We start from the raw sequence: 24,706 nt of genomic DNA on the forward strand, positions 1-24,706 counted from the left end.
ACCTTCCTGACACTGAGGTAAATATTACTCATGCTTTACGACAACTGTCTTGTGACTCCTTTTTAAGATACACAGAAATGCAATGCCAACAGGGATAAGTGACCCCCATAATACGGCATTCCAGCCATAAAGATTCAGCAACGCACCGGATGAAAACGACCCGACAATCATTACGCCAAATACCACAAAATCATTCAGGGACTGCACCTGAGTCTTCTCTTCGGGGCGATGATAATCAATGATCTTCGCTGAAGCGCCGGTAAAGCCAAAATTCCAGCCAACTCCCAGTAATATCAAAGAGAGCCAGTAGTGGAAGATATCTGTTCCGCTGAGCCCGGCAAGAACAGAACCTGCCGTAATAAGCAATCCAGTTGCGGAAATCCGCAGCGCGCCGAAACGGTTAATTAACCTACCGGTGAAGAATCCAGGCCCATACATAGCAATAACGTGCCATTGAATACCCAGATTGGAGGCTTGTTGAGAAATTCCATGCATATGCATTGAAAGGGGAGCGGCGGTCATCAGGAAATTCATCACCATATACGCAACCGCGCCGCTAAACACGGTCTTCAGGAAACCCGGCTGCCGAACAATTTCCTTCAGAGAACGCCCTCCTGATTTGGCTGCCACGGCTGGCTCGGCAGGAATTACGCCCTTAAGAATGAAGGCTGAAATGGTTGCTACCAGAGCCTGAGCTATAAAGGTAATAACAAATGTGTGTGGTGGCAGAAGATTCATTGTTCCCGTCACCAGCATTGGCCCAATGACACCAGCTACCACACCGCCCCCCATTACCAGGGATAATGCACGCGCTCGCCTTTCGGATGTCACTCCATCCGTTGCAGCAAAGCGAAAACTAAGTGCCACTGCAGCGTAAGCCCCTCCCAGGAAAGCGGCAAGACAAAATAGCAAAAATGAACCAATAAAAACCGCAAGGGCAGCAATCAAGCCAGTAATCACTCCGGCCCCCGTCCCGACCATAAATGCGGCTTTACGTCCCTTTTTTTTCGCCAGTGCGCCAAAAGGAAGAATGCAGGCGGCCATGCCCAGGACAAATATAGTGATGGGGAGTGTGGACAGAGCACCACTGGGAGCTATGGCATTACCAACAATGGCACCGGTGGCGTAGAAGACTACAGAGTTAGCCCCGGCAAGCGCCTGAGCTAAAGATAAGCGAATGATATTATTATTCTGCGCAGCTACTGGCAGCGTGTGTTCCAATGTCATTAGTTAAATTATCCTGATTCATGGCGAGTACAATTTGATAGCGTTCCTTTCCTGCTTTTAGCCTGTAAAGTGCGTCTTTGCCCCAGCTCGGAATTAAATCGCCTTCAATGTTATGTTTTGTGTCACAAACCATCTATTTAGTGAGGCATTAATAACCCAGTAATGGCTCTCTTCAAACTAATGGATATTTCCACAGACACGAATAACGTACTTAATCTTGTTAGTGTTATTTTCTGCGTATGATTGGCAACATGTGAATAAATTTATCATGCTTCCTCCGCCCAACACTTCTGGTTCATCCGCATCAATGACATAATGTGAACAGGATTGAATCTGCTCCCTAATAACCACACACGGTTGTCCGCGTGCGGCCTTGTTATCAGGCGTTACGACCAGCCATCACACCACCGTCGATATCCCAAATCGCGCCACTAACCCAGCCTGTCTTGTCAGACAGCAGGAATGCTACCGTTTCAGCTATATCAACCGGTGTCCCCACACGACCAATCGGATGGAAGCTATCAAAGCTGTTCATTACATCCTTCACATCGTCTTTAGGGATAAAACCTTCGTAAATCGGTGTATGTACGACCGCAGGAGAAACTGCGTTCACACGAATCCCGTTACTGCCCAACTCAATCGCCAGATTTTTAGTCAATGCATGAAGACCCGCTTTTGCCATGGAGTAAGCTGAAGACGGTGTAGCGCCTATAGCTTGCCGTGCCCACATAGAGCCAATATTGACGATAGATCCCTTAATACCTGCCTTAACCATATTGCGCACAACATCACGGGTAATGAAGAAAGTGGCACGGTTAATGCTCATATACATGTCGTAATCGGAAGGTTCGTGCTCGGTAAACGGTTTTGGGAAGAACACGCCAGCCGCATTCACCAGCAAGCTAACGTCTTTATGCTCCGCATTGATGGTATCCAGCACATGTTTCATTCCTTCTTCTGTCATCAAATCGGCAACAATAATGGCAACCTGACCTTCTGTCGCCAGAGCCTGACGGGCTTGCTCTGCTTTGTCCTGGCGATTGCCAATCAGCACCACGCTACCACCATTTTTCAATACCCGTTTCGCTGTTTCGAAACCCATACCGCTGGTACCACCTACTACTAACAATTTTTTACCTGTAAATAATGCGCTCATCGTTAACCTCTTAAATAATTGATTACTGCTTTTATGTGAACTAATGATGGCTTCAACGACGAGGACTGACGAATCAGAAGATTTTGCTGGCCGCTAAAGAAAATCTATCTCGCAATTAGCAACATCTAAGAGCCAGATTCTCTCTTAGATGTTATACCGTTTAATGACTTGTAAAACCTTTATTTTTCAAGGAGTTTAAATAATGGCGATACCACCAGCATAAAGCCCATTAGTGATACGAAAATTACCGCAGGGGATTTATATTTTTGTAAAGATGGCACTCGCCAGATCAGATAGCACGGAATAAGGCAAGAAACTAATCCAAAGGTTCCCACAGTCCATTGGAGTAATGCCATTGTAGACACATCGGCAACAACCCATCCCCAAAGAAGCACGATCGCAGTAAGTGTAACTAAATAAGGGAGAAAATTATTAAATTTCTTACCACGTACAATGAAGCGGTCTGCAATATTAATAATAATTCCTGATAATGCATCGTAAAAACCGAGATAAATACCAAAAAAAGAAGTTAAAATAGCAGAAATGCTTAGTAAAACCGAAAGTACTGGTATAAATCCGCCAGTGTTTTCAGGGATAATCTTTGCCATCAGCGCCAGCGCTGATGTATTTTGAGAAATCCCCATCTTTGCTTGTTCCGGGGTGGTTGAAAACATAAATGAAAACGCAAAAAAAAGAACAGACACAACAAGGATAATATATGCTATCCGACTTGCCCTGAGAGCGCGAAATGTTGCGACTTTAGGGTCTGATTCAATTTTCCTGAATGCAATATTCATTGGATTAAGAACCTGAATAAATACAATCGAAAATAATGCAAAAGGGAGAGAAACCAAAACATCTCTCATTAAATCAATTAAACTGTCAGGGCTTGCCATGCTGACATTATTCATGTTCCAATAAGGGACCATCAATGCACCTAACACAATTATAATCATGAGTTTAAATACAATAAATGGCCCGGAAATTTTAAAGAGCAAACGTTCCCCACGGGAGGCAACCAGAACCATTGCTACCAACAATACCAGAGGAAACCATAACGTATCGGATAGTGAATGTTGAGTAACACCAAAACGCTGCAAATAACTGGAAGTATCATTAGTTATAGTAGCCGCATAACCCAGCATCCCCTTCAATATTGTAAAAAAATAGAGGAAGCTCAAAAAAGCCCCCCAGTTTCTCCCTAAATATTGCGTTATAGTCCCCGCATAATCTGTCTGTTTCGTTTCTGAAAGAGAGGTAATATACAATTTTGTTAATAGATAAACTATAGGATATGTAATAAGTAATGCAATCGCAGTTGCCCAAAAACCTTTAACACTCATTTGCAATGGCATAAATACAATTCCGGAGCCAATTGCCATGCCGATACACATTATTACCCAACCGACATCATAAGAAGTAAATGGGATTTTATTTTTTCCAACATTTTCCTTAACATTGTCTAATGCCATTTCTTGTTTCATTTATTGATAAACTCCATGACAGATGTTCAGTAGGCAAAGCTTTATATTAGATCTTATTACTTAGATCATATGGGAAGAAAAGATTCTGCTGTCAGATCTATTTCCCCCATACTATTTAGTTAGTAGAATTCATTTCACCAATAATTATTTTTCACAGATAGTTACTATATTCATCCGTTTTTCAGCATCTTTTCTAAGTGTCATACCAAAACCGGGTGTTACAGGAACAGCAATTTTTCCATTTACTGGCTGTAAATCTTCTTCAAACAACTCCCGGTTACAAGATTTAAGATTAAAAGAGTGGTGCTCATGGATCTCAAAATTTGGAATAGCTGCTTCAAATTGTAATGCCATCGCGATAGCAAGTGGCGAACCACAATTATGCGCCTGAACCCCGACGTCAAAGGCATGTGCCAAATGAGCAATCTTCATACCTTCTGTGATACCACCAACCAGGCCAATATCAGGTTGAATCATGTCGATGGCACCTTGTTGTAGATACGGCAGGAATCCCCATCGGGTATATAATCGCTCCCCTGTTGCAACAGGAATGGATGACTCCCTGGAGACTTTTATTTGCGCCTCTGGACTATTGTAGTGGGTAGGTTCTTCCATGAACAAAATATTTAAATCAGAAAAGTAATCGGCTAGCTGTAACGCTCCGGAGGTTGAAGTAAGTGAATTCCATTCGATAATGATGTCACACTCCTCACCAATTCCTTCACGGACCGCCTCCATACGAGAACGCGCCAGTTTGCGTTCGGCTGGAGTAAACACTCCCCGTTTACGAATACGTTCCCCATTAGCATCAACATAAACAGGACAAAGCTTCACGCAATCATAGCCTTCAGCTCGCGCAATTTGTGCTGTTTCTCGAAATTCAGCAGGATCGTTAAGCATCAATGATTCATCGGTCCAACCAAAATGAAGCTGGCTCGCATAGCAACGCAAAGGTGCTGGTGTTTTTGCTCCCAGCAGGCGATGAACCGATAAGCCTGCGGCTCTGCCTTTTATATCCCAAAGTGCTGCATCCAAAGCGCTCATAGCCCCAAATATCACGGGGCCTCCCCCTAAGGCCCAAAATGAACGCTGTCGCATGATTTCCCATAGCGTTTCAGTATCATTAGGGTCCTGTCCCAGAAGAAAACGTTCAGCAAGTATACGAATCATCGGAGCAATAGCCTCTGATGCCGTACCATAAGCAAGGCTCGCTTCCCCCATACCAGAGATTCCTTCATCGGTATGTATTCGCACGTAAATTGGTCGCCACAAATCAAGTCCATTTTGCCCGGACAGATCAATTTCAAGTGTTTCTATCTTCGTAATCTTCACTCTAAAAACTCCTTTAGATAAATTTTTTCATCTGGCCGAATTTATCGCCCTGACTTTTGTTATTACTAAGTTCTTTCATTTATATATTATTTGGTACCGAAAAATTCTATACGCCTGATAGCTAGTTTGTCATTTCTAAAAAAAGACAAATGATGTAGAGTAGCCGCCATTTATGTTACAGCGAAAAATATAAAAATTAACATACTTATTCAGTGAGTGAGGTAAGTCACATTTATAAAATAAAACTAATACCTTCTCTTCATATAATCCAGAGGAGCATGTCCCATAGTAAGATGAAATGCATAAACAAATGCAGAACTCGAGCTATATCCTAAGTCTATAGCTATTTCTGTTACTCCTTTACCACAGTCGAGTAACTCAATAGCTTTCATTAATCGCAGGCGTTTTTTCCAGGAACGTAAACTCATTCCTGTTTCGATAGTAAAACGTCTTGATAATGTACGCCCCGACATTCCCAGTTCATGGCACCATTCTTCCTGTGATCGTGTATCCGACGGGTTTTCGCATAATGATTCACATATTTTTACCAATGATCGATTTTGAGGCCAGGGTAAAATAAATTGAGCGCTACGAACATTTCCCAGATGGTATAAAATTAACTGTATTAGTTTCTCTATATAAACTTCATCATTTATTCTTCTGTCTGATATTTCTAAGATAAGCGCCTTAAGGAATGGGGAAACATCAAAAATGGTAGGTTCCGACATGTCAAATTGATTATGAGCATCGTTAGCTATCCATAAGCTATTAAAATAAGCCCCTTGTGATGAGCCAACCTGATGTTGAGTTCCCGCAGGCAACCAGACAGCCTGTAATTTCGGTGAAATCAAAAATGATTGTTCAATTGTTTTAACCATTAAATCACCTGCTGTTGCATAAACGACCTGATGCCATTTATGCTTATGTTCAGGAAAACAATGAGCTGCAGGTATAAATTCTTTCCGTATGGCTAACGGATTCGGAGCGGTGATATGGTGCGCTATATTCAGTGAAGTCCATTCCATAATATCGCCTAAAATATAAAATTATTACATTAAATATACTGTCACTGTTAATGAATGAACACCAATGAAAAAATATTTCAACATCAAATAGAATAAATTCCTTGACGGAGCAAAAAAAACACGCTAAAGAGATTTTTGTATCGGCATCACTGATGCCAGAAAAAATCATCATAAACAAAGAAATAAATCATCAGCTTATTATCTTATTCAAGATAAGCAAAACAACGTTTATCCGGTTCCGCATGAGTATTTACATTGAAAATTGAGGAAGAAAATCTATCTCGATCACGTATACTAGTTCCATTGTATGAGATGGAGAATAAAATGCGTTCGCTTAATCGCTTGAAATGGCTGCACGCTTTTGAAGCAACTGCGCGTCATGGTAGCTTCACAGGTGCAGCCAAAGAGCTAGGCGTCACCCCGGCAGCCGTAGGACAACTGGTTCGGGCACTTGAAGACTGGGTAGGCCACCCCCTTTTACACCGTACACGTTCTGGTAAAGAAAGGCTCACGCTCGTGACTGAGGCTCAGGATGCGCTAAAAGAGATCACTCAAGGGCTCGATAGCCTTGAGTCAGGACTTAATAAACTGCGCGGTCGTCAGGCTCGATCCGTCGTCATTCTCACGGCCTCACAAGTTCTGGTGATGAACTGGTTAATGGAAAAATTAAATCGTTTTTCCGAAACGCATCAAAATATCGAGCTACGCCTGAATGTGACGGAAAAACTCATGGATGTGGCTCACGGAGAGGCAGATATTGGTGTTCGTTGTGGCAAAGGAGACTGGTCGGGAGTAAATAAGACATGGTTAATGGATGAGGAAGCTGTTCTGGTATGCAGCCCACGCATTGTACCGCCTGAGAAAATTACGTGCGGCGAATGGCTGGCAGAACAAAAACTCATCCATGATGATACCCTGCACCCTGGTGCAAATTTTCCTTCATGGGAAGAAGTCTTAGCCGCAACGCAAGCTCCAGCTACGCGTTATACAGGATTGCATATTAACTCTACCTCAGCGGTTATTATGGCTACGCTTAGCGGCCAGGGTGTAGCAATTGTCCGCCGTGCGCTGGTTGAACAGTTAATTGCCACAGGACAACTGATACAACTTCATCCAAATATACGCTGGCCGCTAACATGGTCCTATTACATTGTTACACCACAAAAAGCAGTGATGCGTCCTGAAGTAAAAGTTTTTCATGACTGGTTAATTAATGATATTTTGATTAAAAATAGCCCAACCTCCTGAATTTCAGGAGGTCATCCTTTTAATTTTAGTGACTAAAGCCATCAAAGGCTATTTTTCATACACTTAAGATAGAAAATCTTTACTGCTACTAAAGTTTATCTCCCTTGCCCGTGCCATTATCCACTTCGATAATACCCACAATGAAGTAAAGGGTTCGTTTTCAGAATAGAGAAAAATTTGAATTTTACCCGTCAGGTAAATAGCTCAAACTTTCTTCGCCCTTAACTCATATATATTATATAAAAGCCAGCCTAATGTTAATTAATATCATTCATTATTACACAAAAATGAATATTCATATTTTAACACTGGCTATTTTTGTATGCTTTTTAAACAATATCATAATAACAGGTGAACGTAATGAATCGTTGCGAGGAAGAACGGTTAATCGAAGTTCCTGTCTCCCGGAGAAAGCTAATTCAGGCTGGGGCAACAACAGGACTAATGGCCGCAGTGGGAGGATTATCATTACCATTCAGTTTCACAAGTCAAGCCGCGAACAAAACCGCTATCGTCGAAGATAAGGCCGTCTGGAGTTCCTGCACAGTAAACTGTGGAAGTCGCTGCCTGCTTCGATTGCATGTAAAAGATGATTCTGTTTATTGGGTAGAATCTGATACCACAGGCAACGATGAGTACGGAAACCATCAGGTCCGGGCCTGCCTTCGTGGACGCTCCATTCGTCGTCGTATGAATCATCCTGATCGATTGAAATATCCCATGAAACGCGTTGGTAAGCGTGGTGAAGGTAAATTTGAGCGGATATCCTGGGATGAAGCACTGGATACTATCGCGGATAATCTGAAACGAATTATTGCAAACTATGGCAATGAAGCAGTACATGTTATTTACGCCACAGGTGTCGCTGGCGGAAATATTACTAAATCATCAATGCCCTTCCGCCTGATGAATTCCTGCGGTGGCTTTTTAGGTCGTTACGGTACCTATAGTACTGCACAAATCACAGCGGGCATGAATTATCTCTATGGTGGCAGAAGCGGAAACAGCCCGGATGATATCGCTAATACTAAATTGGTTGTAATGTTCGGAAACAATCCAGCCGAAACACGTATGAGCGGCGGTGGTGTTACCTATTATGTTGAACAAGCGCGCGAACGCTCCAATGCGCGGATGATCGTTATCGATCCTCGCTACAACGATACCGCAGCCGGACGAGAAGATGAATGGTTACCCATTCGTCCTGGAACGGACGCCGCCTTAGCTGCAGCACTTGCCTGGGTTCTCATCACCGAAGATATGGTCGATAAACCTTTTCTTGATAAATATTGTGTAGGCTATGACGAGGTTACGTTACCAGCAAGCGCACCAAAAAATGGTCATTATAAAGCTTATATACTCGGCGACGGTCCGGATGGTATAGCAAAAACACCTGAGTGGGCAGCTCAAATCACAGGTATTCCGACAGACAAAATTATTAAGCTGGCGCGTGAGATCGGCCAGGCGAAACCAGCCTATATTTGCCAGGGCTGGGGGCCACAGCGTCAATCAAACGGAGAACAAACGTCAAGAGCCATTGCAATGCTCGCCATTTTGACCGGCAATGTCGGTATTTCTGGCGGCAACTCTGGCGATCGAGAAGGCACCTTTGATCTCGGTGTTGAAATGTTTTCCCCTCTAAAAAATCCTGTTAAAACTGAAATATCCTCCTTTACCTGGACCGAAGCTATTGAGCGCGGAACTGAAATGACCTCTACTCGTGATGGCGTACGAGGTAAAGACAAACTGGATGTGCCAATAAAATTCATGTGGTGCTACGCCAGCAACACGCTGATAAATCAGAACAGCAATATTAGTCGCACACATGATATTTTGCAGGATGAAAATAAGTGCGAAATGATTGTCTGCATTGACCATTTCATGACTGCCTCAGCAAAATATAGCGATATTTTACTCCCTGACCTGATGCCTACTGAGCAGGAAGATCTTATCCCGCATGAAGAGGCCGGGAATATGGCATATGTTATTCTGGGACAACCATCAACATCGCCAAAATTTGAACGCAAGCCTATTTACTGGACAATGAGTGAAATAGCAAAACGTCTTGGACCTGATGTTTACCAGACTTTTACCGAAGGCCGTACACAACATGAATGGGTTCAATATCTTTGCGCCAAAACGAAAGAACGTCATCCCGATATGCCGGATTATGAAGAGATGAAAACGGCAGGTATTTATAAACTTAAATGTCCGGATGAGCATGTTGTCGCATATAAGGATTTTCGCAAAAACCCTATTGCCAATCCCCTTAAAACACCATCGGGAAAAATAGAAATCTATTCTGAACGACTGGCCAATATCGCAAAAACATGGGAACTGAAGCCTGATGAAGTCATCGATCCTTTACCCATTTACACTCCAGGCTTTAATGGCTGGGAAGATCCAGCCCGTCGCGAGTATCCATTGCAAATGACCGGGTTCCACTTTAAAGGCCGCGTGCATTCCAGCTACGGCAATATTGATGTTCTGAAACAGGCCTGCCGACAGGAGATTTGGATAAACCCTATTGATGCCCGGGATCGCGGAATCAAAAACGGAGACACCGTTCGGGTATTTAATCAGTATGGCCAGACGTTGATTCCCGCAAAAGTCACACCTCGTATCATGCCTGGCGTTACTGCTATGGGCGAGGGAATGTGGCTGAATGCCGATATGTTTGGTGACAAAGTCGACCACGGTGGCTCAATTAACATTCTGACAACACATCGCACTTCACCGCTGGCAAAAGCTAATCCTTCGCACAGTAATCTCGTTCAGGTCGAAAAGGTATAAGGAGTAACCGATGACAACCCAGTATGGATTTTTTATTGATTCCAGCCGTTGCACCGGTTGTAAAACCTGCGAACTGGCCTGCAAAGACTACAAAGATTTGACCCCGGATGTCAGCTTCCGCCGCATTTATGAGTATGCGGGTGGTGACTGGCAGGAGAATAACGGCGTCTGGCATCAGAATGTCTTTGCCTATTATCTCTCCATTTCGTGCAACCATTGTGCCGACCCGGCATGTACCAAAGTCTGTCCGAGCGGAGCAATGCACAAAAGGGAAGATGGTTTTGTCGTGGTGAATGAGGAGGTCTGTATTGGCTGTCGCTATTGCCATATGGCCTGTCCATATGGCGCGCCACAGTACAACGCGGCCAAAGGTCATATGACCAAGTGCGACGGCTGTTACGACCGGGTGGCGGAAGGCAAAAAACCTATCTGCGTCGAATCCTGTCCGCTGCGCGCGCTGGACTTTGGTCCTATCGACGAGCTGCGCAAAAAACATGGCGATCTGGCGGCGGTAGCGCCATTGCCGGGTGCGCACTTCACCAAACCGAGCATAGTGATTAAACCCAATGCCAATGCACGTCCGTGTGGCGATACCACTGGCTATCTGGCCAATCCGAAGGAGGTGTAAAATGGGAAATGGATGGCATGAATGGCCGCTGGTACTGTTTACGGTACTGGGACAGTGTGTCGCGGGTGCGCTGGTTGTCAGCGGACTTGGTTGGCTGGCGGAAAAAAACGATCCGCCCGCCAGGCAGCGTATTGTACGCGGTATGTTTTTTCTTTGGGTGGTGATGGGGCTGGGCTTTCTGGCGTCAATCATGCATCTGGGTTCACCCATGCGGGCGTTCAACTCGCTCAACCGCGTCGGCGCGTCCGGATTAAGTAATGAAATTGCCGCAGGGTCGATCTTTTTCGCTGTCGGCGGTTTCTGGTGGCTGGTGGCCGTTCTGGGGAAAATGCCAGAAACGCTTGGTAAACTCTGGCTGCTGATCAGTATGGTGCTCGGTATCATCTTCATCCTGGCGATGACCCGCGTTTATCAGATTGAAACCGTCCCCACCTGGTATACTGGCTATACGACTCTCGCCTTTTTCCTGACTGCATTCCTCGGCGGCCCACTGTTTGCCGCACTCCTGTTCCAGGCATCCAGAGTCCCCTTTAACAGCACGATATTTTCCAGCATCAGCTTACTTGCTCTATTGGTCTGTATTGCTGTCATCGCGTTACAGGGTATGGCTCTGGCCAGCATTCATAGCTCAGTACAGCAGGCCAGCAGTCTGATACCGGATTATGCTGTATTGCAGGTCTGCCGTGTGGCACTTCTTGTCATCGGCCTGGGCTGCTGGATCTGCCCATTGGTACGTCGCAAAGAGCCACATATCGTTGGGTTACTACTGGGTCTTATCCTGGTGCTTGGCGGCGAAATTTTAGGCCGCGGCCTGTTTTATGGGCTACATATGACTGTCGGTATGGCAGTGGCAGGTTAACAAATTAGTGCGGGGGAACCCGCACTTTACGGAATGGTTTTATGACTGATTTCACACAATGTGACAATTTTTCCATGACGGCACGCGTACTGGGCGCCCTCTTTTACTTTGCGCCAGAGAGTGCTGAAGCCTCTCCGCTGGTTTCAGCATTCACATCTGATGACTGGCAAACACAATGGCCGCTGCCGTCGGAGGAGTTGTCTCAACTGGCAAGAATGTTTAAAAGTGGCGGCGATGACTCTCTTACTGAGTCCTTTCAGCGTTTATTTATCGGGCCTTATGCCTTACCGTCACCGCCATGGGGCTCCGTCTGGCTGGATCGTGAGAACGTTTTATTTGGTGAATCCACACTGGCGCTGCGCCAGTGGATGCGGGAGAACAGTATTCAGTTCGAGATGCAGCAAAATGAGCCAGAAGATCACTTTGGTTCTTTATTACTGATGGCGGCCTGGCTTGCAGAGCAGCATCGACACAGCGAATGTGAACAGTTACTGGCATGGCATCTGTTCCCATGGTCATCCCGTTTCCTCGGGGTGTTCATTGAGAATGCCGGACATCCTTTTTATCTGGCTTTGGGAAAACTGGCGAGTTTAACACTGGCAAAGTGGCAAACCATGTTATCAATCAATACTAAAAACCTACCTCTCCACCGCTAATATTGCCTATACAGGGGGCTTTATTCAAAACAAATATTCTAATGAGGCCTCCATATTCCAGACTCACCCAGATGAATTAAGTCCTCGTCAGGACAATACACAACATAGAAAATCTTCTCCGCCACACAAGAATATGTGATTTGTTAGATCAGACGGTCATGTTGATAATTCCCTTACTGTCATTCGTCAATGACTGTGAATACTTTGCTTATCTCGGTCCCTTTTGAAGGAGAATACTATGGCTTACTTACAAATCACCCTGAATATCAGCAACCACAACCGCCCTGCCGCAGCAAATGTTTATCAAAAATATAAAGCGCCATTTTTAAATACTATTGCCGGAGCGACCTCAAAAGAATTGCTTATTCGGGATGAAGACGTGCAAGTTTTACATGGCTTTGAAACTACTGCTCAAGCGCAGGCGTATCTTACCAGTGAATTATTTACAAAAGACGTTGTGGAAGAATTGAAGCCTTTTCTGAACCAGGCACCAGATATTCGCATTTATTATGTGATCTGAATACACAATCCTCTAATATAAAACAGGAACAGATATGCTTTCAAACTGGAATGAGTATCGTAGTGGCCTGCTGGCTGCCATTGGTAAATTTGCCACATTGCAGCCGGAGTTCATGAAAGGCTTTCAGCAAATGGACAAGGGGACTTTAGAAAATGGGCATCTGGATCCCAAAACACAGGAATTGATTGCGCTGGCCGTGGCGGTTACTACCCGTTGCGATGGTTGTCTGGCAGTACACGTCGATGCGGCCGTGAAACATGGCGCAACCCGGGAAGAGATTTCTGAAGCATTGTCCGTGGCTATAAAAATGAACACTGGGGCAGCCCTCACCTACACAGCACGCGCACTGGATGTGTACGACAACCTGCCGAATAAATAACGGTATCTCTGCTCTAAGCTACCGCCATTTTAGGGGAAATGGATGGTACTATCCGTAATTTAGTGCAACCGTTTTTCCTTGAATACGCCAGTAATACTGTCAGGAAAGTACAGTTTCAACTTTAGCAGGAGATGGTCAGAAGAATAAATATCCTCCGGCATAGCCGGAGGTTTTTCTGATGCGCCTGTAAGGCTCTCTTACCAGCCGCGCCCTAACAGGCGCATACGATCTGACATTTGCATCAAACTTCGTTACTTACGGCCCGTAAACGGGCTGCCCGGATAAGGGATCGATAGTTGCTCACCCATTTTATCCTCTTCAAGCTGGTGTTTTATGTAGTCCTGTATCTTCGCCGTGTTCTTACCCACCGTATCGACATAGTACCCTCTGCACCAGAACTCCCTGTTCCTGTATTTGAATTTTAGATCCCCAAACTGCTCGTAAAGCATCAGACTACTTTTACCCTTCAGATATCCCATGAAGCTCGACACACTCATCTTCGGCGGGATCTCCAGAAGCATGTGAATATGATCTGCACAACATTCCGCTTCCAGAATTCGTACGTTTTTCCACTCACACAATTTTCTTAATATGCTGCCTACTGCCCTACGCTTCTCTCCATAGAACGCTTGTCTTCGGTATTTGGGCGCGAAAACTATGTGATATTTACAGTTCCATCGGGTGTGCGCTAAGCTCTTTTCGTCCCCCATTGGGACCCCCTTTTGATTTCTTGTTGAACTTTTGCAGTTGCCAGACCGCAAGATGTTTTAACAAATCAAAAGGGGTTTTAATAACTGGCTTAAAGCTGAAAGCTTTCCGGAACCCCCAGCCTAGCTGGGGGTTTTCCATAGACAAGAAACTGGCGCTGCAAGCCGCGCCAGTTCTGAGTTTGGCAGTGGTTACCTTTCATCAAAAGGCAACCAGTACGCATCAGTGCTTCACGATATACATTGTACGGCTATAGGCCACATCTTCCGGGTTAGTAATGGGGTATCCCTTTACCCACGGTTTAATTAACCGGCCATTGGTATACTGATAAATAGGCGCTATAGGCGCTTGTTCCGTTAAAATTTTCTCCGCTGCATTGTAATCCGCGTTACGCGCTTCGGCGGTATTTTCCATCGTCGCTTGCGTCAGGATTTTGTCATAAGTCGGATTAGTAAAGCGTGAAATATTCCCCGTATGCGTGGACGTTAATAAGGATAAGAAAGTCGACGGTTCGTTGTAATCACCCACCCAGGAGGCGCGAATAACATCAAAATTACCGGTATTCCGGCTGTCGATATACGTTTTCCACTCCTGGTTTTGCAATTTCACATCCACCCCCAGATTTTTCTTCCACATTGACGCCACCGCAATCGCGATTTTCTGATGGTTTTCTGAGGTATTGTAAAGCAGAGTTAATTTAAGCGGCTTCTGCGATCCGTAGCCTGCTGCACGCAGCAATGTTTTCGCCTGGGCGTTAAGTTCTTCCTGGCTCATTTGTTCAAACGGTGAAGGATCGGGCTTAAATCCTGCCGTGACATCCGGTGTAAAATGCCAGGCCGGTTTTTCACCGGTACCTAAGACTTTTTCCGCCATCAAACGGCGATCAATGGTCATACTTAGCGCCAGACGAACGCGGGAATCCGCCGTCGGCCCTTTCTGCGTGTTAAACGCATAATAATAAGTCCCTAATTGCGGCGGCGTATAAACTTGCCCTGGAATATCCTTTAATAATTTCTGGTACATATTTTTAGGGAAAGATTCGGTGATATCAATATCACCGGCAAGATAACGTTTCGTCGCAGCCGATTCCTGGTTAATGGGTAAAAATGTCACTTTTTGCAGTACCGTTTTCGCGTTATCCCAGTAATGCGTATTAGGCACGACCACCAGTTTTTCATTTACCACGCGCTCTTTAAGCACATACGCGCCATTGCCGATCAGTTTTCCCGGCTTCATCCAGTCTTTGCCGCTTTCGACATTCGCTTTTTGGACCGGATAAAAGGCAAAACTGGCGGTCAGACTGGCAAACCAGGGCAACGGCTTGTCAAGCTGAACACGCAAAGTGTGCGCGTCCACGGCACTGACGCCAAGCTGATCCGGCGTGACTTTACTGTCGATAATGGCTTGCGCATTAGTGATGCCAGCCAGAGCGGCAAACCAGGCGAAGGGGGAAAGCGTTTTGGGATCAACCAGGCGTTGCCAGCTATAGACAAAATCCTGGGCGGTCACCGGCGTTCCATCGGCCCATTGCGCATTATCCCGCAACGTAAACGTCCAGATACGATTATCATTGCTCTTCCACTGGCTGGCGACGCCAGGAATAATTTCACCCTTTTCGTTCTGGTTAACCAGCCCTTCAAACAGATCGCGGATCACCTGAATTTCAGGCAGCCCAACGGCTTTCGCTGGATCTAACGAAGCGGGCTCATCTTTGATATGACGCACCAGTTCTTGTTTCTCTGCCAGTACCGTTCCGCCGGGAACATCCGCAGCATATGCCAGGGAAAAGCTGCTAACCAACAGCGCACAACAGGTTACTGAAACAGAATGCCTCATAGAAGTTCCTCAAAGATGAGTTAAATGACAACGTAATTATTTGTTTCAGCAGAAAGAAATGCAATTATCTTCCGCCAGAAAGTTGATATCGCGCCATACAAGAGGGTAAATAGAAACCATTTGATAATCGGCGGGTTTTACACAACACTACGATGATTACCCTACTGGTCTCAGCTTCGGGAAACGCGTATGACTGTCACCCGCCCCCGTGCCGAGCGCGGCGCATTTCCGCCAGGCACTGAACATTATGGACGTTCGCTACTAGGCGCGCCGCTAATCTGGTTTCCGGCGCCTGCCGCCAATCGCGAAAGCGGTCTGATACTGGCTGGCACCCACGGGGATGAAACCTCATCCGTGGTGACGCTCTCCTGTGCGTTACGCACCTTAAATCCAACCCTTCGCCGTCATCATGTCGTACTTGCCGTTAATCCTGATGGCTGTCAACTGGGATTAAGGGCAAATGCGAATGGCATTGATCTAAACCGTAACTTTCCCGCCGCCAACTGGAAAGCGGGTGAGACAGTTTATCGCTGGAATAGCCGCGCGCAAGAGCGTGATGTCGTGCTGCTAACCGGCGACCATCCCGGCTCAGAACCGGAAACCCAGGCGCTTTGCCAGTTAATTCATCGACTCCAACCCGCCTGGGTCGTCTCTTTTCACGATCCGCTAGCCTGCATTGAAGATCCACGTCGCAGCGAGCTAGGCGAGTGGCTGGCCGATGCTTTTGCGTTGCCGCTGGTGACCAGCGTAGGTTACGAAACGCCCGGTTCGTTTGGCAGCTGGTGCGCCGATCTCAACCTGCACTGCATTACCGCCGAGTTTCCCCCTGTTTCCGCCGATGAAGCCAGCGAAAAATACTTGCAGGCGATGTCGAATCTGCTTCGCTGGCATCCTAAAGATGGAGTTGACCCGTCGTAAAGCGTAGCGCGGGCTCAACATCAACCGCCAGCCATGTTGGGCCATCAAGATCGGCGAAGCTCACCTGCGGCATAAGCGGCAGCGCGGCGCTAATCGCTCTTGATGTACAGAGCATACAGCCCAGCATCAGGCCGAATCCTTGCTCCCGCGCCTCCGTTGCCAGCGCCAGCGCCTCAGTCAGACCGCCGGTTTTATCCAGCTTAATGTTGATCATATCGTAGCGCCCCGTCAGGGCTTTCAGACTACTGCGAGTATGGCAGCTCTCATCTGCACAGATGGGCAACGGATGAATAAAATTTTCCAGGGCGGCGTCATCCTGCGCGGGCAGCGGTTGCTCCAGCATCACGACATTCAGATCCGCCAGTAACTGGCAACGCGCCGCCAGCCCCTCCGGACGCCACGATTCATTGGCGTCCACAATGAGCGTCGCCTCCGGCACCGCCGAGCGGATCGCCACCATACGTTCGCTAATCAGACGAGCATCAAGTTTGATTTTCAGTAACGTCGCCCCTTTTTCCCATAGTGCCGCCGCACTGGCTGCCATCTGTTCCGGCGTGCCTATCACTACCGTTTGCGCGGTAGTAAAAACCGGGGACAGCGTCACGCCGAGCAGCCCGGCAAGGCTTTGCTGCTGCTGGCGGGCCTGCAAATCCCATAAGGCGCTATCCACCGCGTTGCGCGCCGCGCCTGCCGGCAACAGTTTCTGCAATGCTTCGCGAGTCAGCCCGTTTTCCAACTGAGGCACAATACTCATGATTTGCGCCATGACCGAGGCATCACTTTCACCATAACGTGGATATGGCGTACATTCTCCGATGCCTTTTACGCCCTCTTCTTCCAGTTCGACAACGACAACATGCGCTTCGCTTCGGCTACCACGCGCAATAACAAAAGGCGTATGTAACGGCCAGGTTTCCTCATATACCTTAACAGATCTCATCTCTTCCCCTCTGATAGCGCCGGACGCGGCTTGCTACAAATAGTATTTGCCGTGTTAATGAATAATGACTTAAACTGGATTTCGACGTTAACTATAAGTAAATAGGAACATAATTATGTCACAGACTGTACATTTCCAGGGTAACCCGGTCACCGTTGCCAACGTTATTCCGCAGGCTGGTAGCAAAGCACAGGCTTTTACTCTTGTCGCAAAAGATTTGTCTGACGTTTCCCTCAGCCAATATGCAGGCAAACGCAAAGTGCTGAATATTTTCCCAAGCATTGATACTGGCGTATGCGCCGCATCAGTTCGTAAGTTTAATCAACTGGCCACAGAAGTGGAGAATACCGTCGTATTGTGCGTTTCTGCTGACCTGCCTTTTGCACAGTCGCGTTTTTGCGGCGCGGAAGGCCTGAGCAACGTTATTACGCTTTCCACTCTGCGTAATAACGAGTTTCTAAAAAACTACGGCGTCGAAATCGTTGACGGCCCGCTGAAAGGTTTGGCGGCGCGCGCAGTCATCGTGCTTGACGAAAACGACAACGTTATTTTCAGCCAGTTGGTGGATGAAATCACCCACGAGCCGGATTACGACGCCGCGCTTAATGTCCTGAAGGCATAAGCCAGCGCCTGCTGGCGCTACGTTTGTCAGTGCTACAGGCGGTGCTCTTTTGTCACAAGAAGGCCTCTATCCGGAGGCCTTCTTTTTTTCTACTCTTCACCCTTCTTCTGGCTCAGACCATATTCACGCAGCTTATTGGCAATCGCGGTATGCGATACCCCCAACCGTTTCGCCAGTTTACGCGTACTCGGATAGCTACGATAAAGCTGAGTAAGGACAGAACGTTCAAAACGACTGGTAATGTCATCCAGCGAACCTTCCATCGCATCCTCGCCGACTGCCACCGTCGCGGCATCGTAGTCAGGCAGCAGGATATCCTGCGGACGCAGCTCATACCCTTCCAGTTGCGTCAGCGCCCGGTAAATCGCATTTTTAAGCTGGCGAACGTTACCCGGCCAGCCGTAACGAGTGAGGACCGTACTCAGATCGGCAGACAGTTTCGGTCGCGGAACGCCCTGTTCGTCGGCAAAACGCGCCACGAACAGTTCGGTCAACGGCATAATATCCTGCGGACAATCGCGCAACGGCGGCAAATTAAGCGTCAGAACGTTAAGTCGATAATAGAGATCTTCGCGGAACAGTCCTTTTTGCACCAGCTCCACCAGATTTTTCTGCGTGGCGCAGATAACGCGGACATCAACATGAATTTCGTGATCTTCGCCGACGCGACGGAACGTACCATCGTTGAGAAAACGTAGCAGCTTCGCCTGCATACGCGGCGACATTTCGCCAATTTCATCCAGCAGCACCGAGCCGCCATTCGCCTGTTCAAAAAAGCCTTTTTTACCTTCCGGCGCATGGCCAAATAGTTCGCTTTCTACCGCATCTTCCGGGATTGAAGCGCAGTTGAGCGCCAGATACGGCTTCGCTGAACGAGGGCTTGCCTGATGACAGGCATAGGCGAAAAGATCTTTGCCGGTTCCCGTATCGCCGGTAATCAGCAGCGGCGCGCTGAGCATCGCCAGTTTGCGCGCCTGCTCAACGACGTGCTTCATCTTTGCGCTCACGGCAATAATCTGACTAAACGCGCTCAGATCCTGCGTGGACAAATTCTGTAGCTGCTGCCCCATACGAATCGTGGAACGCAACATCACGACCGCCCCGGTCAACACGTATTCGTCATTTTCGTTTTGTAAATGTACCGGCGTAATCTCCATCAGGAAGTTTTGCCCGTTGATTACGACATGTTCGTTATGGGAGCTTTGCGGGTTACCGTCCAGCCAGCGCTGAAAATTGAAGCCGTTGATTAATTGTGCGGCGGTATGGTGCCGCATTCGCTCCTGGCTCTGGGCAAAAAGTTGACAACTCGCCGGGTTCGCCATCTCCACTTTACTCTTCATATCCAATGAGAGCACCGGCTCCGGCAACGCCTCAAGCAGCGCGCTCAGGGCCAGATGTTCACGTTCGGACGGCATCCAGGGAACGGTACGGACATCCGTTACGCCGGAAATACGGCGGATTTCGGCCATCAGGCTGCTAAAGTCGGTGAATTCCAGCTCAGCAAAATTAAGATAAATTCGCCCAATGGGATCAATCTCGATTCCGCGTAAATCAATGCTACGTAACACCAGTAAATCAAGTAATTCGCGGGTCAGACCAAGTCGGTCTTCACAAAAGACTTCCAGACGCATGGGAACCTTCACCTGAATAATGAACCATTAAATAGATGATAAGACACTATTCGGCTGGCAGGAAGGATTCTGTCAACAAATATTGACAGCATGGCGGAAAAACGGGCGCTGCGGCGTAAAGCCAGGCAATCAGCGCCCTGTGGAAGGTCATTTCTCAGGCGACGACTTACTCTTTTGCAGCGTCTCTTTTAGCTGACCGATAAGCTGACGACGAAAATCACCGAGACGTGGTTTATCGTTGTCGATCCACGGCAATGGTCGACATAGCTCCATCGCTTTTATTCCCAGTCGAGCGGTAAGGAGGCCTGCGCCAATCCCCTGCGCCGCGCGCGTGGACAAGCGTGCGGCCAGATCCTGAGACATCCAGTCCATACCGACTTCACGCACCAGCTCACTGGCCCCCGCGAACGCGATATTCAGCAACACCAGACGGAACAGACGAAGGCGGCTGTAATAACCAAGTTCAATGCCATACAGCGTTGCGATACGGTTAATCAGGCGTAAATTACGCCAGGCAATAAACGCCATATCCACCAACGCTAACGGGCTGACGGCGATCATCAGAGTCGATTCCGCGGCGAAACGGCTAATCTCACGTCGCGCTTGCGCGTCAAGTACCGGCTGTACCAGATGCGCATACAAACCGACGATTTCCCTGTCGTTTTGCGTTTCGTGAATAGCGGCATACCAACGTTGTAATGCCGGATGTGATTGATCAATCCCCGCCTGCTGCGCCAGTTTTTCGCAAAATGCGCGACCTTTCCCGACGCTATGGCTATGTAACAGTTCACGCGCTTCATCGCGTTCATGCGCCCGCTGGCGCAAGCGCCATAACCGCCGCCACTCCGTGACCACCGATCCCACGCCAGCGCCAATGATCAGCGCGCCTGCGGCACAGCCGCCTAAAGCGACCCAGTCCTGAGTTTGCCAGGCATTCATTGTCCACTGTACGCCTTGCCCGACCACGCTCGCGCCAAACAGCGCCAGCCCTCCCATCACCATTTTACGCCACAGACTGCGTTTGGGGCGCAGCGCGGCATCGACCGCCGCTTCTGCCACGCCTTCGTCTTCCGGGCGCTCATCGATAGCTGCAGGCGCAAATGTACGCGACTCCGCTTCGCTGAAAGTTTGCTGCACTTTGAAGGCCGACGTAGACTCCTCCTTTAGCGGTTCTGCAAAATCAATACGCGGTTTTAACGGTTCGCTCATCGCAGCTTATCTCCTATTAAAAACTCCAGCGCAGCGTCCAGACGAATATGTGGTAACGGTTTATCAACATCCATCACCTGTGGACGAAAGGCTTCGAACTGAAAACCCTGACTATCCCAAAACGCTTGCCCTGGCAAACGCGAAGGCACTTCGCCGGGGTACACGGTTAACGGCGCGCCGTCACTCAAACGGTTTCCACGTAAAGCCGGGATTTTTTCACCGTTGACCTCAATCACGCCGCTGGTGGTCGCCTGTACCGACGCCAGCCCCAGGCAATCCATACTAATGCCTTCAAACGCGGCATTTTGCCAGGCATCCTGAATAAGCTGCTGGAGCAAGGCCACCATATTGGCATGTTGGTCGAGGGTGACATGGTCGGCTTTCGTCGCGGCGAACAGCAATTTATCAATCACCGGCGAAAACAAGCGGCGAAACAGAGTTCGCTGGCCATAGTGAAAACTTTGCATCAGCTGCGTTAAAGCGAGACGCATATCATTAAACGCCTGCGGCCCGCTATTAAGTGGTTGCAGACAGTCGACCAGTACAATCTGGCGATCAAAGCGTAGAAAATGATTTTTATAGAACCCTTTGACCACTTTTTCGCAATAGTAGTTAAAGCGTTCGCGCAGCATTCCAGCGTTGGTCTGCTTATCCGCCTGCGCCAGTTTTGACTCGCCGAAGGCGTCCACATCCGGCCACGGGAAAAACTGCAACGCTGGCGCACCCGCCATATCGCCCGGCAAAACAAACCGTCCAGGCTGAATAAAGTGCAATCCCTGCGATTTACACTGATGCAAATAATCCGTCCAGGCGACGGCAATCTCCGCCAGCCGGTTTTCATCGGCGGGCGCCAGCGGATCGAGCCCGTCGCAAAGTTGCCGCCATTTTGCGGCCCACTCAGCGCGTTGTCCTTGTAACAAGCCGTTCATCTGACGGGACCAGCTTAAATAATCCTGAGCCAGCATGGGCAGATCGAGTAACCATTCCCCTGGATAGTCCACAATCTCCAGATACAATGTCGAGGTATCTTTAAAATGGCGCAGCAGCGAGTCGTTTGAGCGATAGCGCAACGCCAGCCGAATCTCACTGACGCCGCGCGTCGGTGTGGGCCAGGCGGGAGGATTGCCATAAAGCTGAAGTATCCCCTCGTCGTAGGTAAAACGGGGAATACCAAAATCACGTTGAGGCACGCGCTTTACGCCAAGCAGGCGTTCTTCGCGTACCGCGCTGAGCAACGGTAAGCGCGCGCCCGCGTGGACATTAAGCAACTGGTTAACCATCGCCGTGATAAACGCTGTTTTACCGCTGCGGCTCAACCCGGTTACGGCAAGACGCAAATGCCTGTCTACCCCACGATTGACCAGCGCGTTGAGTTCAGTTTTAAGTCGCTTCATTGACATCCTGTTGAGCCTGAAGAGAAGAAAAAATAATAACGAGCCTGCGTTATAGATATGTGCAAAAACGTTATTATCAACTACCCGGAGAGATCAACAACGGCGCATTAAGCGCCGCGGTTAGTATGAGTATTGAGCAATAGATTATCTATTTTTTTACTTTCGGCATATCAAGACGACTGATGCCGCCCATATTCATCGCGTGCGTATACCCCATATCAAGCAACATTTGTTTTGCCATGCCCGACTGTCGTCCGGAGTTGCAATATAACTTTACCGTATCGTTCCTGTCTGGAACTACCGTTTCGATATGAGATTTAATCTCCTTCAATGGGATATTAATCGCGCCCTGAATATGCTCACGCTGATATTGTTCCGGAATGCGGACATCTATCCAGTATTCTGCGGCATAAAGCGGCATGGCTACGAATAACGCTAACGCAAATATTCCTTTTTTCAACATACTTCCGTCCTGACACGTAATGTATTTCGCACACACTATACGCCAGAGCTTAACGAAATATTATGACCAGACTCGCTATTTGTAACGCTGCGAAATTTTATTCGCCGCCTTACGAAGTACTGGCTCCAGCGCAAACGCCAGCAACATTTTTAGCGGACGACGGGCGACGGATTTTACCGCCCATCCCGCCACGCCGGCAGGCCCGTAGCGTAACGCGGTCAACAGAACCAGCTTACCTGCTATTTTGAAGCCGGGCTTCACCTTCTGCCCGGCGCGTTGCCAGCGAGTATTCATCTTCACCTTCCAGATATATCACTTACAGTTGACGGAAACGACTACGCAATGTGAACGTATCTGACGTGACGTAGCGTTCCATTTCTCGCAAACGCTTTTCGCCTGCGGCAAGCTCTCTGTCTACGGTATCCAGCAGTTCGCCGCTGGTCGGCTGCGGTTTGCCTGCGGCCAGATTATCCGGCATAGGGTCCAGTACAAAAGACAGAACGATATAGGCCACTACGGTAAAAAACGCCAGCCCAAAGAAAATCGACAGCACGACCAGAATACGCACCAGTTTTACCGGTACATCAAGGTAGTCGGCGATCCCGGCGCAAACGCCACGCACCATGCCCTTTTGCGGCATACGCCATAGTTTTTTATTCAGATTGATTCCACCCATTAGCGCTCTCTCCAGTTCGGATGCTCTGCATCAAGAATGTCTTCCAGCGCCTGAATGCGCTCGCGCATACGTTGCGCGTCGTCTGTGAGTTGCAGTAAGCGTTGCTGCTCGCTTTGCGACAGTTCTCCCCGACCAGCGCGGTTGCTGTAATGCAGCCACAGCCAAATCGGTAACACAAACAACACAAAAATGGTTAACGGGATGGCCAGAAATAGCGCGCTCATGCGTTCTCCTTACACCTAAAGCTGATGAGCGACGGCGCGTATCGGCGCCGCCATTGTCATTATTGATTATCTTGCTTCATTTTGGCTTTCAACTGCGCCAGCTGCTCGCTGATTTCATCATCGGCTTTCAGGTTGGCAAACTGTTGGTCCAGCGATTGCTGCTTACCAAAACGATGGCTTTCCGCTTCCGCTTCCATTTGATCGATACGACGTTCAAAGGATTCAAACCGCGCCATGGCTTCATCCAGTTTGCCGCTGTCAAGCTGACGACGGACATCACGGGAAGAACTCGCCGCCTGATGACGCAGCATCAGCGCCTGCTGGCGAGCGCGTGTTTCGCTGAGTTTGTTTTCCAGCTCGCCAATCTCTTTCTTCATGCGCGCCAGCGTGTCATCCACCAGCGTGACTTCCTGTTCAAGCGTAGTAATTAAATCGGTCAGCTTTTGTTTTTCAATCAATGCGGCGCGCGCCAGATCGTCTTTATCTTTGCGCAGAGCCAGTTCCGCTTTTTCCTGCCACTCGGTCTGCTGAGTCGTGGCCTGTTCAATACGACGGGATAACTGTTTCTTTTCCGCTAAAGCACGCGCGGAGTTCGAGCGAACCTCCACCAGCGTATCTTCCATCTCCTGAATCATCAGGCGCACCAGCTTCTGCGGATCTTCCGCTTTTTCCAACAACGCATTGATATTGGCGTTCACGATGTCGGCAAAACGAGAAAAAATACCCATAATTCAATCCTCACATAATGTTCTGATAACGGGCGATGCCCTGCTACATGATT

At 48.0% G+C, this 24,706-nt stretch carries 25 protein-coding genes; 9 read left to right on the plus strand and 16 right to left on the minus strand.

The features are described from left to right. Positions 1–24: 24 nt before the first annotated feature. From NBA72_RS02815 to NBA72_RS02835, 5 genes are all read right to left on the minus strand, one after another. Positions 25–1,227, minus strand: coding sequence for an MFS transporter (locus tag NBA72_RS02815; protein WP_023137140.1), 1,203 nt, complete (start codon positions 1,225–1,227; stop codon positions 25–27). Positions 1,228–1,606: 379 nt separating this feature from the next. Next, positions 1,607–2,383, minus strand: a complete 777-nt coding sequence (locus NBA72_RS02820) for an SDR family NAD(P)-dependent oxidoreductase (protein ID WP_001727416.1) — start codon at positions 2,381–2,383, stop codon at positions 1,607–1,609. Between the two features lie 179 nt (positions 2,384–2,562). Beyond that, positions 2,563–3,867, minus strand: a complete 1,305-nt coding sequence (locus NBA72_RS02825) for an aromatic amino acid transport family protein (protein WP_000807034.1) — start codon at positions 3,865–3,867, stop codon at positions 2,563–2,565. 144 nt (positions 3,868–4,011) lie between these two features. Then, positions 4,012–5,199 (minus strand): mandelate racemase/muconate lactonizing enzyme family protein, encoded by a 1,188-nt coding sequence (locus tag NBA72_RS02830; RefSeq protein WP_000704980.1) that lies wholly within the window; start codon positions 5,197–5,199, stop codon positions 4,012–4,014. Between the two features lie 245 nt (positions 5,200–5,444). Continuing rightward, positions 5,445–6,224, minus strand: a complete 780-nt coding sequence (locus tag NBA72_RS02835) for an AraC family transcriptional regulator (RefSeq protein ID WP_001649234.1) — start codon at positions 6,222–6,224, stop codon at positions 5,445–5,447. A 324-nt stretch (positions 6,225–6,548) separates the two neighbouring features. On the opposite strand from NBA72_RS02835, the gene NBA72_RS02840 reads away from it, so the two are divergent. From NBA72_RS02840 to NBA72_RS02870, 7 genes are all read left to right on the plus strand, one after another. Continuing rightward, positions 6,549–7,472 carry a LysR substrate-binding domain-containing protein gene (locus NBA72_RS02840; RefSeq protein WP_001257182.1) on the plus strand — a complete coding sequence of 308 codons (924 nt, stop codon included), beginning with the start codon at positions 6,549–6,551 and terminating at the stop codon, positions 7,470–7,472. 360 nt (positions 7,473–7,832) lie between these two features. Next, positions 7,833–10,262 carry a DMSO/selenate family reductase complex A subunit gene (locus NBA72_RS02845; protein WP_042947160.1) on the plus strand — a complete coding sequence of 810 codons (2,430 nt, stop codon included), beginning with the start codon at positions 7,833–7,835 and terminating at the stop codon, positions 10,260–10,262. Positions 10,263–10,272: 10 nt separating this feature from the next. Beyond that, positions 10,273–10,890, plus strand: coding sequence for a DMSO/selenate family reductase complex B subunit (locus NBA72_RS02850; protein WP_023182218.1), 618 nt, complete (start codon positions 10,273–10,275; stop codon positions 10,888–10,890). Between the two features lies 1 nt (position 10,891). Continuing rightward, positions 10,892–11,749 carry a dimethyl sulfoxide reductase anchor subunit family protein gene (locus NBA72_RS02855; RefSeq protein WP_023182219.1) on the plus strand — a complete coding sequence of 286 codons (858 nt, stop codon included), beginning with the start codon at positions 10,892–10,894 and terminating at the stop codon, positions 11,747–11,749. Between the two features lie 41 nt (positions 11,750–11,790). Then, positions 11,791–12,405 (plus strand): Tat proofreading chaperone DmsD, encoded by a 615-nt coding sequence (dmsD, locus tag NBA72_RS02860; protein WP_042947157.1) that lies wholly within the window; start codon positions 11,791–11,793, stop codon positions 12,403–12,405. A 238-nt stretch (positions 12,406–12,643) separates the two neighbouring features. Beyond that, positions 12,644–12,925, plus strand: a complete 282-nt coding sequence (locus tag NBA72_RS02865) for a hypothetical protein (protein ID WP_000323820.1) — start codon at positions 12,644–12,646, stop codon at positions 12,923–12,925. Between the two features lie 34 nt (positions 12,926–12,959). Continuing rightward, a complete protein-coding gene (locus NBA72_RS02870; protein ID WP_000950636.1) occupies positions 12,960–13,304 on the plus strand; it encodes a carboxymuconolactone decarboxylase family protein in 345 nt (114 codons plus the stop codon). Between the two features lie 251 nt (positions 13,305–13,555). Here the strand turns inward: NBA72_RS02870 and tnpA are convergent, their stop codons facing one another. Both tnpA and NBA72_RS02880 read right to left on the minus strand, forming a co-directional pair. After that, on the minus strand, positions 13,556–14,014 hold the full coding sequence (gene tnpA / locus NBA72_RS02875) for an IS200/IS605-like element IS200F family transposase (protein ID WP_000502119.1): 459 nt from the start codon (positions 14,012–14,014) through the stop codon (positions 13,556–13,558). Positions 14,015–14,234: 220 nt separating this feature from the next. Then, complete coding sequence (locus NBA72_RS02880) at positions 14,235–15,848, minus strand: peptide ABC transporter substrate-binding protein (protein ID WP_042947155.1); 1,614 nt, start codon at positions 15,846–15,848, stop codon at positions 14,235–14,237. Positions 15,849–16,037: 189 nt separating this feature from the next. Here NBA72_RS02880 and mpaA point away from each other — a divergent pair, with 189 nt between their 5' ends. Next, positions 16,038–16,766: a murein tripeptide amidase MpaA gene (gene mpaA, locus NBA72_RS02885; protein ID WP_000219109.1), complete on the plus strand. Its 729-nt coding sequence runs from the start codon at positions 16,038–16,040 to the stop codon at positions 16,764–16,766. Here the strand turns inward: mpaA and ycjG are convergent. Beyond that, complete coding sequence (gene ycjG, locus NBA72_RS02890; protein WP_042947153.1) at positions 16,741–17,706, minus strand: L-Ala-D/L-Glu epimerase; 966 nt, start codon at positions 17,704–17,706, stop codon at positions 16,741–16,743. The genes mpaA and ycjG overlap by 26 nt on opposite strands. Before the next feature lie 115 nt (positions 17,707–17,821). Between ycjG and tpx the strand changes: the two genes are divergently transcribed. After that, complete coding sequence (gene tpx, locus NBA72_RS02895) at positions 17,822–18,328, plus strand: thiol peroxidase (protein WP_000084401.1); 507 nt, start codon at positions 17,822–17,824, stop codon at positions 18,326–18,328. Between the two features lie 89 nt (positions 18,329–18,417). On the opposite strand, the gene tyrR is transcribed toward tpx, so the two are convergent. The 8 genes from tyrR to pspA form a co-directional block, all read right to left on the minus strand. Then, the gene (gene tyrR / locus NBA72_RS02900; RefSeq protein WP_001235493.1) at positions 18,418–19,959 is read right to left on the minus strand and encodes a transcriptional regulator TyrR; all 1,542 of its coding nucleotides are present in this window, start codon (positions 19,957–19,959) and stop codon (positions 18,418–18,420) included. Positions 19,960–20,106: 147 nt separating this feature from the next. Beyond that, positions 20,107–21,168, minus strand: a complete 1,062-nt coding sequence (locus NBA72_RS02905; protein ID WP_042947150.1) for a YcjF family protein — start codon at positions 21,166–21,168, stop codon at positions 20,107–20,109. Then, a complete protein-coding gene (locus NBA72_RS02910; protein ID WP_042947148.1) occupies positions 21,165–22,562 on the minus strand; it encodes a YcjX family protein in 1,398 nt (465 codons plus the stop codon). The genes NBA72_RS02905 and NBA72_RS02910 overlap by 4 nt, the downstream gene beginning before the upstream one ends. Positions 22,563–22,710: 148 nt before the next feature. Next, positions 22,711–23,025 carry a thiosulfate sulfurtransferase PspE gene (gene pspE, locus NBA72_RS02915; protein ID WP_000913432.1) on the minus strand — a complete coding sequence of 105 codons (315 nt, stop codon included), beginning with the start codon at positions 23,023–23,025 and terminating at the stop codon, positions 22,711–22,713. 75 nt (positions 23,026–23,100) lie between these two features. Continuing rightward, on the minus strand, positions 23,101–23,319 hold the full coding sequence (gene pspD, locus NBA72_RS02920) for a phage shock protein PspD (protein WP_001097607.1): 219 nt from the start codon (positions 23,317–23,319) through the stop codon (positions 23,101–23,103). Positions 23,320–23,341: 22 nt separating this feature from the next. Further along, positions 23,342–23,701, minus strand: coding sequence for an envelope stress response membrane protein PspC (gene pspC, locus NBA72_RS02925; RefSeq protein WP_000508938.1), 360 nt, complete (start codon positions 23,699–23,701; stop codon positions 23,342–23,344). Next, the gene (pspB, locus tag NBA72_RS02930; protein ID WP_001274953.1) at positions 23,701–23,925 is read right to left on the minus strand and encodes an envelope stress response membrane protein PspB; all 225 of its coding nucleotides are present in this window, start codon (positions 23,923–23,925) and stop codon (positions 23,701–23,703) included. The genes pspC and pspB overlap by 1 nt, the downstream gene beginning before the upstream one ends. 59 nt (positions 23,926–23,984) lie before the next feature. Continuing rightward, on the minus strand, positions 23,985–24,653 hold the full coding sequence (gene pspA, locus NBA72_RS02935; protein ID WP_023216549.1) for a phage shock protein PspA: 669 nt from the start codon (positions 24,651–24,653) through the stop codon (positions 23,985–23,987). Positions 24,654–24,706 lie beyond the last annotated feature (53 nt).

Origin of the sequence: Salmonella sp. NW1250, from assembly GCF_051812965.1 — a bacterium.
Classification (GTDB): Bacteria; Pseudomonadota; Gammaproteobacteria; order Enterobacterales; family Enterobacteriaceae; genus Salmonella; species Salmonella enterica.

Excerpts from the sequence above, each read along its gene's own strand:
- NBA72_RS02865 (WP_000323820.1), top strand. The coding sequence starts at position 12,644 with ATGGCTTACTTACAAATCACCCTGAATATCAGCAACCACAACCGCCCT.
- pspE (WP_000913432.1), bottom strand. The coding sequence starts at position 23,025 with ATGTTGAAAAAAGGAATATTTGCGTTAGCGTTATTCGTAGCCATGCCG.
- NBA72_RS02840 (WP_001257182.1), top strand. The coding sequence starts at position 6,549 with ATGCGTTCGCTTAATCGCTTGAAATGGCTGCACGCTTTTGAAGCAACT.
- mpaA (WP_000219109.1), top strand. The coding sequence starts at position 16,038 with ATGACTGTCACCCGCCCCCGTGCCGAGCGCGGCGCATTTCCGCCAGGC.
- NBA72_RS02850 (WP_023182218.1), top strand. The coding sequence starts at position 10,273 with ATGACAACCCAGTATGGATTTTTTATTGATTCCAGCCGTTGCACCGGT.
- NBA72_RS02905 (WP_042947150.1), bottom strand. The coding sequence starts at position 21,168 with ATGAGCGAACCGTTAAAACCGCGTATTGATTTTGCAGAACCGCTAAAG.
- ycjG (WP_042947153.1), bottom strand. The coding sequence starts at position 17,706 with ATGAGATCTGTTAAGGTATATGAGGAAACCTGGCCGTTACATACGCCT.
- NBA72_RS02880 (WP_042947155.1), bottom strand. The coding sequence starts at position 15,848 with ATGAGGCATTCTGTTTCAGTAACCTGTTGTGCGCTGTTGGTTAGCAGC.
- tyrR (WP_001235493.1), bottom strand. The coding sequence starts at position 19,959 with ATGCGTCTGGAAGTCTTTTGTGAAGACCGACTTGGTCTGACCCGCGAA.
- dmsD (WP_042947157.1), top strand. The coding sequence starts at position 11,791 with ATGACTGATTTCACACAATGTGACAATTTTTCCATGACGGCACGCGTA.
- NBA72_RS02820 (WP_001727416.1), bottom strand. The coding sequence starts at position 2,383 with ATGAGCGCATTATTTACAGGTAAAAAATTGTTAGTAGTAGGTGGTACC.
- pspD (WP_001097607.1), bottom strand. The coding sequence starts at position 23,319 with ATGAATACTCGCTGGCAACGCGCCGGGCAGAAGGTGAAGCCCGGCTTC.
- NBA72_RS02870 (WP_000950636.1), top strand. The coding sequence starts at position 12,960 with ATGCTTTCAAACTGGAATGAGTATCGTAGTGGCCTGCTGGCTGCCATT.
- NBA72_RS02835 (WP_001649234.1), bottom strand. The coding sequence starts at position 6,224 with ATGGAATGGACTTCACTGAATATAGCGCACCATATCACCGCTCCGAAT.
- NBA72_RS02910 (WP_042947148.1), bottom strand. The coding sequence starts at position 22,562 with ATGAAGCGACTTAAAACTGAACTCAACGCGCTGGTCAATCGTGGGGTA.
- NBA72_RS02845 (WP_042947160.1), top strand. The coding sequence starts at position 7,833 with ATGAATCGTTGCGAGGAAGAACGGTTAATCGAAGTTCCTGTCTCCCGG.
- pspB (WP_001274953.1), bottom strand. The coding sequence starts at position 23,925 with ATGAGCGCGCTATTTCTGGCCATCCCGTTAACCATTTTTGTGTTGTTT.
- NBA72_RS02825 (WP_000807034.1), bottom strand. The coding sequence starts at position 3,867 with ATGAAACAAGAAATGGCATTAGACAATGTTAAGGAAAATGTTGGAAAA.
- tpx (WP_000084401.1), top strand. The coding sequence starts at position 17,822 with ATGTCACAGACTGTACATTTCCAGGGTAACCCGGTCACCGTTGCCAAC.
- pspC (WP_000508938.1), bottom strand. The coding sequence starts at position 23,701 with ATGGGTGGAATCAATCTGAATAAAAAACTATGGCGTATGCCGCAAAAG.
- NBA72_RS02855 (WP_023182219.1), top strand. The coding sequence starts at position 10,892 with ATGGGAAATGGATGGCATGAATGGCCGCTGGTACTGTTTACGGTACTG.
- NBA72_RS02815 (WP_023137140.1), bottom strand. The coding sequence starts at position 1,227 with ATGACATTGGAACACACGCTGCCAGTAGCTGCGCAGAATAATAATATC.
- pspA (WP_023216549.1), bottom strand. The coding sequence starts at position 24,653 with ATGGGTATTTTTTCTCGTTTTGCCGACATCGTGAACGCCAATATCAAT.
- tnpA (WP_000502119.1), bottom strand. The coding sequence starts at position 14,014 with ATGGGGGACGAAAAGAGCTTAGCGCACACCCGATGGAACTGTAAATAT.